The following is a 13,044-nucleotide window of genomic DNA, read 5'->3' as shown; positions in this document are numbered from 1 at the left end:
AAAAATCGTATGAAGTCATCATACGATTTTATCTATTAATTAACTAAACTATGGTACAAGTCAAGGTATGACCTGCAGGCTGTATCCCATGAGAAATCACACTCCATAGCTTGTTTTTGTAGGTTTCTCCAAACGTCAGGATGATTTCTATACAAATCCAATGCTGTTTGGAAAGTCCAATTTAACCAGTAAGGAGATAGATTGTCAAAGCTAAAGCCAGTACCGCTTCCTTCGATTGGATTGAAAGCGCGAACGGTATCTCGCAAGCCTCCAACTTCATGAACCAATGGCAAGGTTCCGTAACGCATCGCCATCATTTGAGACAAGCCACACGGTTCAAAACGACTTGGCATGAGGAAGAGGTCACAAGCAGCGTAGATTTCTTGAGCAAGTTGAACATCAAAAGTGATATTTGCTGATAGCTTGTCAGGATAAACTTGAGCAAACCATGAGAAAGCTCCTTCAAAGGCTGGATCGCCAGTTCCCAAAAGAACAATCTGAACATCATTTTGCAAGATATGGTGAAGACTTTCGACCACCACATCAAAACCTTTTTGACGTGTCAAACGAGAAACAATTCCCACCAGTGGAACGTCAGCTCTAACTGGCAAGCCAACTCTTTCTTGCAATTTTGCCTTGTTTTTGGCTTTCCCAGACAAATCTTCCTGATTGAAATGATAGTCTAAAAGAGCATCCGTCTGAGGATTATAAAGATCAGCATCAATCCCATTCACGATACCAGATACTTTACCAGACTCCATTCTAAGAATCTGATCCAAGTTACATCCGAACTGACTGGTCATGATTTCATGAGCATAGCTAGGTGAAACGGTTGAAACACGGTCTGCGTAAAGAATTCCAGCCTTCATCCAGTTCAGACAGTTGTTCCAGCGAAGGGTTCCATCAGCATAACGTTCAAACCCAACTCCAAACAAATCCCATAACATTCCTTCTGAAAATTGTCCTTGAAATTCCAAATTATGAATGGTTAAAACAGTTTTAATACCTTGATAGGCTTGAATCCAACGGTATTTTTCCTTTAACAAGAAAGGAATCATAGCTGTATGGTAGTCATGAACATGGAGAAGGTCAGGAATGAAGTCAATCCTTTCCATAGCCTCAATGGCAGCAAGTTGGAAGAAAGCGAAACGTTCCCCATCGTCAAAATCACCGTAAACATGACCACGGAAGAAATAATATTGGCTGTCAATAAAGTAGAAGGTTACACCGTTTAAGACGGTTTTCTTAATCCCACAGTACTGTCTGCGCCAACCAACACTCACCTCAAAATGAAGCACATCTTCAATCTGATTTCCAAATTTAGCCTCTACCATGTCATAGTAGGGTAAAATCACTGCAACTTCATGTCCCGCTTTTACTAGTGATTTAGGAAGAGCGCCAATGACGTCTCCCAAACCACCTGTTTTTGAAAAGGGTGCACCCTCAGCTGCTACAAATAAAATTTTCATGAATGAATATCCTCTGTTACTTTGCTACCTTTCTTAACTACAACAGGATGTTCTGCAGTTCCTCGAATCACAACACCAGGCTCAACTTCAACACCCTTGTCCAAGATAGCATATTCGACCTGTGCACCTTCTCCAATCACAACACGAGGGAAGAGTAGACTATCTTTAACCAAGCTATCCTTATGTACATGAATATTACGTGATAGAACAGAATTAGCCACTTGACCTTCAATGATACTACCAGAAGCAAACTGAGAAGTACTTACCTTAGATGTATTGGCATAGTAAGTTGGCTCTTCGTTTTTGACCTTTGTATAAATCTTTTGGTTTGGTGAGAAGAGAGAATAGAACTTTTGCGATTCAAGCATATCTTTATTAGCTTGGTAATAAGACTCTACAGAGTGAATATTTGCCAGATAACCTGTGTACTCGTAGGCGAAAGCTCCCTCTTTTGCAGCCAAATCCCGTAAAACATAACGCAACTTCTCCGGATGTTCTTTTTTAGCTTCTTCTTCCAAGCGTTCAATCAACCACGGTGTATCAACGACAAAGATATCTGTAGACATATTGAACGTTTCAGCTGTTGACTTGCTATCAAATAGTTTATGAGAACGAACATGGTCTGTTTCATCCACTTCTAAGATTGCATTTACTTCTGAAATATCTTTCTTAGCTAGTTTTTTATAAACTACAGTGATAGGCCCTTTTGTTGTACTATGTAGATGGAAAACTTGGTTCAAATCAATATTAATCAAAACATCACAGTTAAGTGAAACTGTTTGGTTTGAGCCAGAACGTTTCAAATAAGTAAGAAGCTGTTGGTAGTATTCTTTTCCAACTGTACTACTTTCCACACGGGTATTGTAAATACCTAGATAATAGTGGCTAAGAAGGGTTGACAAGCCCCACTCGCGTCCTGAACGAATATGGTCAAAGACTGAGCTGATATTATCCTGCTGGAAAATACCAAAGACACTACGAACACCTGCATTAGCAAGGCTTGAAAGTGGGAAGTCAATCAAACGATATTTCCCACCAAATGGCAAACTTGCTACTGGACGGTGGTCCGTCAATGTCGACATATCATGAAAACCAACTGTATTTCCTAAAATGGCAGAATATTTATCAATCTTCATCTGTTGCTACCCCCACTACTTCATCATATCCTACAACTTGTACTTCATCTGTTCCATCAATTTCGACACCGTCAGAAATAATCGCACCTTCACCAATAATGGCACGTTTAATCTTAGCTCCTTGACCAATGATAGCTCCACTCATGATAACTGAATCAACAACTTCCGCTCCTTCGCGAACTTGCGCGCCTGTTGAAAGGATAGAATGTTTAACAGTTCCATCAACGAAACATCCATCTACAACTAATGAGTCTTCCACATCAGCATTTGCCCCGAGGAAGTTTGGTGGTGAAATCAAGTTTCTTGAGTAAATCTTCCATTGACGGTTACGACTATCCAAGGCATTTTCTGGAGAAATGTACTCCATATTCGCTTCCCAAAGCGACTCAATCGTACCAACATCTTTCCAGTAACCGCTAAATTCGTAAGCATAAACACTTTCACCTGACTCAAGGTAATTTGGAATGACATTTTTACCAAAGTCTGACATGTCAACCTTGCTCTTTTCAGCAGCGACTAACATATTACGAAGGCGTTGCCAATCAAAAATGTAGATTCCCATAGAAGCTTTTGTAGATTTAGGTTGAGCTGGTTTTTCTTCAAATTCAACAATACGATTGTTAGCATCAGTATTCATGATACCAAAACGGCTCGCTTCTTTAAGAGGGACGTCTAAAACTGCTACTGTCAAACTAGCATTATTATCCTTATGAGACTGGAGCATATCATCATAGTCCATTTTGTAGATGTGGTCCCCAGACAAAATCAAGACATACTCAGGATTGACACTGTCGATATAATCGATATTTTGGTAAATAGCGTGACTAGTTCCTTCGAACCAACGATTTCCTTCACTGGCAGAATAAGGTTGAAGAATAGAAACACCAGAATTGATACCATCTAGTCCCCAGCTTGAACCGTTCCCAATATGATTGTTGAGAGCAAGGGGCTGGTACTGTGTAATGACTCCAACATTGTGAATCCCTGAGTTGGCACAGTTTGAAAGAGCAAAGTCAATGATACGGTAGCGCCCACCAAATTGCACAGCTGGTTTTGCAATACTTTGAGTGAGTTTACCGAGACGAGTTCCTTGCCCACCAGCAAGAATCAAAGCTAACATTTCATTCTTCATTTTCTACTCCTTTTTGGTTTTTACTTGTGACGGTTTTTGCAGATTTCAAGCGGCGTTTGATTTTCCATACACTAGCTCCCATAGCCGGTAGGGTAAAGGTCAAGGTCTGCTCATAATCTTTCCATAGTCCTTCTTGCGTTTGAACAGTTTGATTATGTTCTTTCCAAACGCCTCCCCACTCTTCTAGCTCAGTATTCCAGATTTCTTCGTAAATTCCTGCAACGGGTAGTCCGATTGTAAAATCTTTCCGTTCAACAGGTGCCATATTAAAGATACAGACTAACATTTCTCCCTTCTTACCCTTACGGATGAAGGAAAGAACACTCTGGTCTCGATTATCCGCATCAATGATTTCAATACCATCATAGCTGGTATCAATTTCCCACAGACAGCGGTTGTCTTTGTAAAACTGGTTTAGCTGAGAAGTGAAATACTTCATCTTAGCATTCATTGGGTCTTCTAGGTTAGACCATTCCAACTGTTCTTCAGATTTCCATTCTAGGAATTGACCATATTCGCTACCCATGAAGAGCAATTTCTTACCAGGGTGACAAATTTGGTAAGTGTAGAGATTGCGCAAGCCTGCGAATTGATTGTAACGATCTCCCCACATCTTATGCATCATACTCTTCTTACCGTGAACCACTTCATCGTGCGAAAATGGTAAGAGATAGTTTTCATTGAAAACATACATAAAGCTGAAAGTCACCAAATTAAAGTCATACTTACGATAAATCGGATCTTCTTCGTAGAAACGGAGGATATCATTCATCCAGCCCATGTTCCATTTGTAGTCAAATCCTAGACCACCAAGCTCTCTCCTTCCCGTAATCTTGGTTGCAGACGAACTTTCTTCTGCAATCATCATCACATCTGGATATTCTAACTTAATAATATCATTCAAGCGTTGAAGGAAATAATAACCTTCATAGTTGAGATTTCCCCCATCTTTGTTAGGTGTCCATGGAGCATCATCATAGTCCAAATAGAGCATGTTGCTAACAGCATCCACACGAATACCATCCAAATGATAGACATCAATCCAATGCTTAATACAAGAAATCAAGAAGGACTGGACTTCATTTTTTCCAAGGTCAAAATTGAGAGCACCCCAACCATAGTTATGAGCCTTATTATGGTCTTGGTACTCAAAAGTCGGTGTCCCATCATAATAGGCTAAGGCATCATCATTGATGGTAAAGTGACCAGGTACCCAGTCTACAATAACCCCAATATTATGGATATGACACTCCTCGACAAAATCTTGAAACTCCTCTGGTCTACCATAAGCATGCTCTAAAGCGAAGTAACCCATAAGCTGATAACCCCAACTCAAGCCCAAAGGGTGGGACATCAAGGGCATAAACTCAATATGAGTATAGTTCATTTCAACGAGATAAGGAATCAGTTCATCCTTGAGCTGGGCAAAACTATAAGGACTACCATCAGGATTTCTTTTCCATGACCCAGCGTGAACTTCATAGATATTGACAGGACGTTCAGCAAAACCCCAACGTTTTCTTCGTGCCAGCCAAAGTCCATCCTTCCATTTCTTCTCAGGAAGCTCTGTTACGATTGCCCCTGTTCCTGGACGAGCCTCATATCTGATAGCAAAAGGGTCAATCTTCATCAGTTGATGACCATTTTGACGTGTGACATGATATTTGTAAATATGCCCTGCTTGAGCCATATTGGTAAAGACTTCCCAGACTCCAAAGTCATTTCTTACCATTGGAATCTGACCCTCAATCCAGTTGGTAAAATCACCAACCAAGTGAACAGCCTGAGCATTAGGTGCCCAAACACGGAAAGTATAGCCACACTCTCCATTCACTTTCTCTTTATGTGCTCCTAGATAATGTTGAAGGTGAAAATTTTCTCCTGTCATAAAGGTGCGCAAAGCTTCTCTATTATCCATAATACCTCCTCTTTTCTGTAAGCGTTTTCTATGTTTTTATTATACTACCTTTTTATAGAAGATTCAAGTAAATTACTATACTTCTTTAAAATTATTTTGAAAATCTACAAAAAGTTCACTTTCTCGTTCAATTGTAAGGCAATATTTTTTCAAAAAAATGTGAAAACGCCTTTCTTTTCTCTACTATAATACCAAAAAGTTCGTATTTTTTCTATGATTATTATTGTTTTATAGCAAAAAAATAAAATCAGGAAAACAATTTCCTGACTTTACACGTTTGATGAAAGTATTTATCAAATTTTCTATACAAGTGAGTTGTTAGCTAAGCTCTTTCTATTCGTTCACTTCCAATGATGTGTTAGAATAGCGAGATAGATGGTCTTTATAAAACACTCAAGACGGCTAGACTAATATCATCTAAAACATTATCTTCTTTTGAACGACTATTAGTTACCAACATAGCTAAATTTCCTGCATTTTCAAATTGATAGGGTTCTGATTTAGCATTCACAACCACCAAGAGGTGTTCTTTCCCATGAACTTCATAGATAAGGCAGCCGCTATGTTCAATCGCGGAATGCACAAAGACATGATGGTAAATTTCATCATAGCTAGAGTAAGAAAAGGCACCAGTTTTTGTCTTCAATCGGATGACTTGACGAATAAATTCAATACTGTCTTGACGCTCATTGATCAAATCCCAGTTGACTTGGTTCACACTGTCAGGAGCATTATAGCTATTCATCGCACGCTCTCTATCATCATGTGTCAACTCACCATTCTCACCAGTCGCAACCAGTTTGGTACGACCAAATTCTTGACCGATTTCCATAAAGGCCATCCCCTGCATGAGTAGATTCATGGCTGTGGCTGTCTCAACCTTGCGCATGATTTGTTCTGAACTTTGGTCTGGATGAAGGGTTGCCAATAAATCGTGAAGATTGTAATTGTCATGGGCTTCCACATAGTTAAGCACCTGATTGGGATGTGTATAGGTTCCTAATTCACGACTTCCTAGGATTGCTTTAGCTAGAATTGGCTCTGTCGCAGCACCACTGACAAAACCTGACTTGATAGCACCGTAAACTTCTCCACCTTTGACAGCATCACGCTGATTGTCATTAAAGAAACCAATATTTGGCATTTCGTAGGCGTTGTCTTTCTTAGCCTTATCATAAGGGGCAAGGCCTGTTCCCATATCCCATCCTTCTCCATAGAGGATAATGTTAGGGTCGATTTCATCCAAGCTCTGACGAATCATCTGCATGGTCTTGACATCATGAATCCCCATCAAGTCAAAACGGAAGCCGTCAATATTGTATTCCTGCACCCAGTATAGAAGAGAATCAATCATATACTTGCGGAACATTTCGTGTTCACTGGCTGTTTCATTTCCAACACCCGTTCCATTCTGGAAGGTACCGTCTGGATTCATACGATAATAGTAATCAGGGACTGTTGTTTGGAAAGGTGCATCAACAACTGAGAAGGTATGGTTATAGACCACATCCATAATAACACCAATACCCGCATCGTGGTAAGCTTGAACCATGGTCTTCAAATCACGAATGACCTGAGCTGGATCCTCTGGATTAGTTGAAAAACTAGTTTCTGGTGCGTTATAGTTTTGTGGATCATAACCCCAGTTGTAGGTTACATTTCCATCCTCATCGTATTCTTTATGACGGTCTGCAATTGGTTGCAACTGAACATAATTGTAGCCCAACTTCTTGATGTGATCAAAAGCAGTTGACTGACCGTACTGGTTAACCGTGCCAGTCTGAGCAGCACCCAAGAACGTTCCTCGAAGATGTTCATCCACACCTGAGGTCGGTGATTGGGTCAAATCACGGATGTGCATTTCACAAATAACTGCCTTACATGGATTTTCCAAACGCCAAGTAGCCTCCAAACCGTGCTTAACCTCAAAGTTTTCAACTTGCTTTTCTGCATGACTCAAAATAGCTGAACGTTTGCCATCAGGGCTGGTCGCGATGGTATAAGGATCACGTGTCAGTGTTTCGTGATGAGGGAATTGGACTTGATACTGATAGGCCTTACCAGTCAAATCTTCCTCAACATCCAAACTCCAGACACCGATTGTATTGTCCTTATGATTATAGGAGTAGCTATTCCCTCGCTCCATCTCAAAAGTTTTCCAAACAGGTGCATCATTAGCAGCTGTTTCATAAACGACAACTTGCACTGCTGTCGCTGTAGGTGACCAGAGGGAAAAATGAGCCTGATTGTCCTCTACACGGCACCCCAATTCTCCTTGGTACCCCCAATGGTGGTCGAAACTAGCGCTATTGATAGCCTTGTCAAAGGCAAAAGGATTTTGATTCTTATAGAAAGGACTGGCAATAGCAGGATTTTCAGAGTAATAAATCCGATCATCGCCTTCCAAAATCCAGACCTCTGTTAATAGGGGATAGTGATTAAAACGGATAACATATTCTTTACTAGTTTGACCTGTATGAACCACAAAATTCAAGCTTTCTAAGGGATGAACACTTAGGTGTTCAAAGCTAAATAAGGCTCCAAAATAATCTTCTTGGTAAGTTAGTAAATCAATTCGTTGATCCTTACTCTTTACAAAAGAGCAAGTGTCGTATTCACCATTCTTGCGATGGTAATGAATGCGCATAGGGTAGGTATACATTTTTATTTTTTCCTTTTTTTAATTTGTTTCTGTTTCACTAATATTTTTTTGTCAATCACGTCTCAATTAACAGACATAGTCATATTATCTAAACTCTGTTTTTAAACGATCATTACAAACTTTCTAGCCAAGCTTCATCTCGAACCTCGATTCCAAGTTCTTGTGCTTCTTGAAGTTTACTTCCAGCATCTGCTCCTGCAACGACGAGGTCAGTCTTTTTAGAAACACTGCCTGTTACCTTGGCACCCAGACTTTCGAGTTTGCTTTTAGCTTCTGAGCGCTTGAGCCGTTCCAATTTTCCAGTCAATACAACGGTCAAACCTGACAAGGCTGCATCTGCTACTACAGTCTGACCTTTATAGTCCAGATTGACCCCAGTTTCTTTCAATTCTCTGAGGAGAATTTCAGAGCCTTCTGTAGCAAAATAAGTCTGAAGACTCTTGGCAATCACGCCACCCAGACTTTCAATACTAGCCACTTCATCTGGATCTGCCTGAGCCAGATTTTCAATTGAGTGGAAATGTTGAAGTAAGAGCTGGCTGGCCTTACTTCCTACATGGCGAATTCCCAAACCAAACAAGAGTTTTTCAGCAGAGTTTTCCTTAGATGCTTGAATGGCTTGATACAGTTTAGCAGCGGACTTTTCCTTAACCCCCTCTAAAAGGAGGAAATCTTCTTCTTTCAAGCGGTAAATATCCGCCACGTCCTTAACCAGATTGGCAGCAAATAACTTCTCAACTACTGATGGACCAAGACCTGTAATATTCATGGCATCTCGAGAGGAAAAGTGAATCAAACCTTCCATAATTTGGGCAGGGCAACGCGGATTGATACAACGGAGAGCCACTTCATCTTCAAAGTGCAACAAGTCAGAGTCACAACTTGGGCAGTTTGTAGGGATATTTAGTTTTTCTTCAGAAATCCGTTTGGACTCTACCACACGCAAGACAGCAGGAATGATATCTCCTGCCTTATAGACGATAACCGTATCGTCCTTGCGAATGTCTTTTTCAGCAATATAGTCAACATTGTGCAAGGTTGCACGGCTAACAGTTGTTCCGGCTAGTTGTACTGGTGTTAGATTGGCAGTCGGAGTTACAACACCAGTACGGCCTACTGTCCAGTCAACTGACAGAAGCTGAGCTTCTTTTTCTTCTGCAGGAAACTTGTAGGCTACTGCCCACTTTGGAGCCTTAACGGTAAAACCAAGTTCTTCTTGACCTGCTAGGTCATTGACCTTGATCACCACCCCATCGATATCATAAGGCAGATTGTCCCGTTCTTGTCCTACTTCTTGGATAAAATTCCAAATCTCATCCATGCTTTCAGCCAAAATCCGCTTAGGATTGACTACAAAACCGAGCTGTTCTAGGTGCTTCAAAACTTTTTCTTGACTATCACGAGTTGACGGGCTGGCTTCTTGATAGAGAAAAGTGGCAAGATTGCGCTTTGCTACTACTGCTGTATCCAACTGTCGTAGGGTGCCTGCTGCCGCATTACGAGGATTAGCAAATTCAGGCTCTCCATTTTCTTGGCGAGCTTGGTTGACCTGGTCAAAAGAAGCGCGTGGCATATAACATTCCCCACGAACTGTGATATCTAGTTCTTCTGGCAAGGTCAAAGGAATGTCCTTGACACGCTTGAGATTTTCTGTTATATTTTCACCAATAGAACCATCTCCACGTGTTGCCCCAGCAAGCAAAATCCCCTTTTCATAAGTAAGAGAGATAGATAAGCCATCGATTTTCAGCTCACAAATATAGGTTGGATGAGCCACTTCCTTACGAACACGCGCATCAAAAGCTTCAAGCTCCTCACGTGAAAAAGCATCCTGCAAACTATAAAGAGGATACTGATGACTGTATTTTTCAAAACCATCTAAAACCTTGCCACCAACACGATGGGTCGGACTGTCTGCTAACACTTGATCTGGATAGGCAGTTTCTAACTCAACCAACTCTCGGTAAAGACGATCATACTCACTGTCTGAAATCGATGGATTATCGCTGGTATAGTACTCAGTCGCATAGCGATTGAGCAAGGCGACTAACTCATTCATTCTTTTATTCATAAGACCATTTTACCATAAACTAAGCCCTCCTCACAAACGAGAAGGGCGGATAACTTAGAAATCTTACACCTGCTCTGATAATTCTTCCCACTCAAGCATAGCTTCTTCCTGACGGTGGCTGATTTTGTCCAGCTCCGCCTGCAATTCCATGAGTTTACCTGCATCGTTGGTTTCCAACATTTGTTCAGAAATGGTTTGACTTTGGATTTCTAACTCTTCAATTTCAGCTTCTAGACTTTCAATTTGTCGCATGAGTTTGCGAACCTCTTTTTGACTTTCTTTCTGAGCTTGATAGTCATTAACTGGACTTGCTTCTTTTGCTTGATTGCTGGTTGAAGCTTCCCCAGCCTGAGTCATTTCTACTTCTGCTTTCTTCTCAACATAGTAGTCGTAATCTCCCAAGTAGAGAGTCGAGCCATTCTCAGACAGTTCTAGAACATGAGTTGCCACACGATTGATAAAGTAACGGTCATGGCTGACGAATAAAAGAGTTCCATCAAAGTCAATCAAGGCATTTTCTAGCACTTCCTTGCTATCAATATCCAAGTGGTTGGTTGGCTCATCCAGAATCAAGAAGTTGTTGTTTTCCATAGACAATTTAGCCAAAAGCAAACGAGCTTTCTCGCCACCTGACAGCATGCCTACTGATTTTTTAACATCATCTCCTGAGAAAAGGAAAGCACCTAGACGATTGCGGATTTCAACTTCTGGTGTCAGTTTGAAATCATTCCAAAGTTCATCAAGGACCGTATTACTTGCTGTCAGCTTACTTTGAGTTTGGTCATAGTAACCCACCTCCACATTAGCGCCAAATCGCTTCTCTCCCTTGATAAAAGGAATCTGGTCCACAATTGACTTGATAAAGGTTGACTTTCCAATGCCGTTTGGTCCAACAATAGCAACAGCGTTCATCTTACGAAGGTCTAGATTGATAGGCTCTGACAATATTTCCCCGTCATAGCCAATAGCTGCATTTTCGACAGTCAGAACAACATTACCAGACGTTTTTTCCGACTGGAAAGTCATATTGGCTGATTTCTTGCCAGCTTCAGGTTTGTCCAAACGCTCCATTTTTTCCAATTGTTTACGGCGAGATTGGGCACGTTTGGTCGTTGAAGCTCGGACTAGATTGCGATTGACAAAATCTTCCAGAGCAGCGATTTCCTTTTGTTGCTTTTCATAATTTTTGGCTTCAGTTAGAAGTTTTTGCTCTTTCAACTCGACAAAACGAGAGTAGTTGCCCACATAGCGATCCAAGGAATGCTTGGTCAAATCCAGCGTAATCGTCGCAACCTTGTCCAAGAAATAACGGTCGTGGCTGACAATAATAAGGGCACCACTATAGTTTACCAAGTAATTCTCTAGCCAAGCAATAGTTTCGATATCCAAGTGGTTGGTTGGCTCGTCCAATACCAAGAGATTGGGCTTTTCAAGGAGCATTTTAGCTAGAGCCAAACGAGTATTTTGACCACCCGAAAGCTCGGCAATTTTCATCTGCCACATAGATTCGTCAAACTTGAATCCATTTAAAATCGCTCGAATATCAGCTTCATAGGTAAAGCCGCCTGCTTGGCGAAAATTCTCAGATAAGCGATCGTAATCTGACATCAGTTTATCCAAATCAGCACCAGACTTTTCTCCCATCTCTAGCTCCATCTGACGAAGTTGTTTCTCAGTCCGACGCAGGTCATCAAAGACATGAAGCATCTCATCGTAGATGGTATTTTCAGACTCAAAACGGCTATCTTGGGCTAGGTAAGACAGAGAAATATCTTTTTTCTTATTGATTTCTCCGCTAGTTGGCTCCTCTTCTCCAACCAAAATCTTCAAAAGAGTAGACTTCCCTGCACCATTTTTCCCAACAAGTGCAATCCTATCACGTTCATCAACCTGCAGGTTGATATTATCAAAAAGAACCTCTCCTGCAAAAGAACGTTCAATTTTATTAGCTTGTAAAATAATCATACAAGTAGTATAGCATGTTTCCCTAAGGCATTCAAGATAATCGTAAGTCTTAACCCAAATATCCTAGAAAAACCAGCTCTGCTTATGCTTGGTATTAAAAAATATTTGGATTAGAAACTCTATTTATTTTGCAAGATAGATGGTAAAACATTTCTACTCGCTCACAAGAGTGATTCAAATTCAGAGACGGTCATGCCCAATTGTTCACTCGCAACCTCAGAAGTCAGAAGACCTTGGCGAACCATATCCAGAAAAGCAAAAAGTTTCCCTTCTTCCCTTCCTTCAACTTTCCCACGCTCCAGTCCCTGTTCAATGCCCTCTGCACGACCTCTCTCTAAACCTTTTTCTTCAGCTTGTTCCAAGGCATAGTCCTGTGCTAACAAGGCTTGTTCTTCGCGTCTGCGTTGTTCACTAAACATCTCCCTATCCTCCTCGGACCAGCTCTTGTAGTCCAGTAGTTGATCTGCCTGGCTGATAGCTCGCTCCGGTTGTTGGGTAAAGGGTTTATTCCCGAAAAACTCCAACCACGGCTTGCGAACCTCGTCTTTGCTGGTTTCTCTGTATTTTATTTGAAAAAAGACAGTAAAAAAGCGCAAAAAATCACTTCCTGTGCTATACTGTAATTGAAATTTTTTTAGTTTGGGCGTTAGAACTGTTTCCTCAGTCCTATCGCCTTTTCTTTTTGATAAGT

Annotated in this window: 7 protein-coding genes and 1 pseudogene; all 8 read right to left on the bottom strand. The window is 41.0% G+C overall.

The window, feature by feature from the left end:
• Positions 1 to 35 precede the first annotated feature (35 nt).
• Positions 36 to 1,469 (bottom strand): glycogen synthase GlgA, encoded by a 1,434-nt coding sequence (glgA, locus tag PCY12_RS03240; protein ID WP_301351492.1) that lies wholly within the window; start codon positions 1,467 to 1,469, stop codon positions 36 to 38.
• Positions 1,466 to 2,605, bottom strand: coding sequence for a glucose-1-phosphate adenylyltransferase subunit GlgD (gene glgD, locus PCY12_RS03235; RefSeq protein ID WP_000687041.1), 1,140 nt, complete (start codon positions 2,603 to 2,605; stop codon positions 1,466 to 1,468). The genes glgA and glgD overlap by 4 nt, the downstream gene beginning before the upstream one ends.
• Positions 2,595 to 3,737 carry a glucose-1-phosphate adenylyltransferase gene (locus PCY12_RS03230; RefSeq protein WP_049512069.1) on the bottom strand — a complete coding sequence of 381 codons (1,143 nt, stop codon included), beginning with the start codon at positions 3,735 to 3,737 and terminating at the stop codon, positions 2,595 to 2,597. Before PCY12_RS03230 ends, glgD begins: the two co-directional genes overlap by 11 nt.
• Positions 3,727 to 5,655: a 1,4-alpha-glucan branching protein GlgB gene (gene glgB / locus PCY12_RS03225; protein WP_301351490.1), complete on the bottom strand. Its 1,929-nt coding sequence runs from the start codon at positions 5,653 to 5,655 to the stop codon at positions 3,727 to 3,729. The genes PCY12_RS03230 and glgB overlap by 11 nt, the downstream gene beginning before the upstream one ends.
• Before the next feature lie 382 nt (positions 5,656 to 6,037).
• A complete protein-coding gene (gene pulA, locus PCY12_RS03220; protein WP_301351489.1) occupies positions 6,038 to 8,317 on the bottom strand; it encodes a type I pullulanase in 2,280 nt (759 codons plus the stop codon).
• Between the two features lie 112 nt (positions 8,318 to 8,429).
• Positions 8,430 to 10,388, bottom strand: a complete 1,959-nt coding sequence (ligA, locus tag PCY12_RS03215) for an NAD-dependent DNA ligase LigA (protein ID WP_301351487.1) — start codon at positions 10,386 to 10,388, stop codon at positions 8,430 to 8,432.
• A 63-nt stretch (positions 10,389 to 10,451) separates the two neighbouring features.
• Entirely contained in the window at positions 10,452 to 12,353 is a 1,902-nt protein-coding gene (locus PCY12_RS03210) for an ABC-F family ATP-binding cassette domain-containing protein (protein ID WP_301351485.1), read from the bottom strand.
• A 161-nt stretch (positions 12,354 to 12,514) separates the two neighbouring features.
• Positions 12,515 to 13,044 (bottom strand): annotated as a pseudogene (locus PCY12_RS03205) (hypothetical protein); the annotation flags it as partial.

This window comes from Streptococcus sp. SPS1 (assembly GCF_030439915.1).
Classification (GTDB): Bacteria; Bacillota; Bacilli; order Lactobacillales; family Streptococcaceae; genus Streptococcus.
Note: the sequence above shows the minus strand (reverse complement) of the source record. Positions and strands in the feature narration are given on the sequence as shown.

Coding starts and splice junctions, on each gene's coding strand:
- glgA (WP_301351492.1), bottom strand. CDS start 1,469: ATGAAAATTTTATTTGTAGCAGCTGAGGGTGCACCCTTTTCAAAAACA.
- glgD (WP_000687041.1), bottom strand. CDS start 2,605: ATGAAGATTGATAAATATTCTGCCATTTTAGGAAATACAGTTGGTTTT.
- PCY12_RS03230 (WP_049512069.1), bottom strand. CDS start 3,737: ATGAAGAATGAAATGTTAGCTTTGATTCTTGCTGGTGGGCAAGGAACT.
- glgB (WP_301351490.1), bottom strand. CDS start 5,655: ATGGATAATAGAGAAGCTTTGCGCACCTTTATGACAGGAGAAAATTTT.
- pulA (WP_301351489.1), bottom strand. CDS start 8,317: ATGTATACCTACCCTATGCGCATTCATTACCATCGCAAGAATGGTGAA.
- ligA (WP_301351487.1), bottom strand. CDS start 10,388: ATGAATAAAAGAATGAATGAGTTAGTCGCCTTGCTCAATCGCTATGCG.
- PCY12_RS03210 (WP_301351485.1), bottom strand. CDS start 12,353: ATGATTATTTTACAAGCTAATAAAATTGAACGTTCTTTTGCAGGAGAG.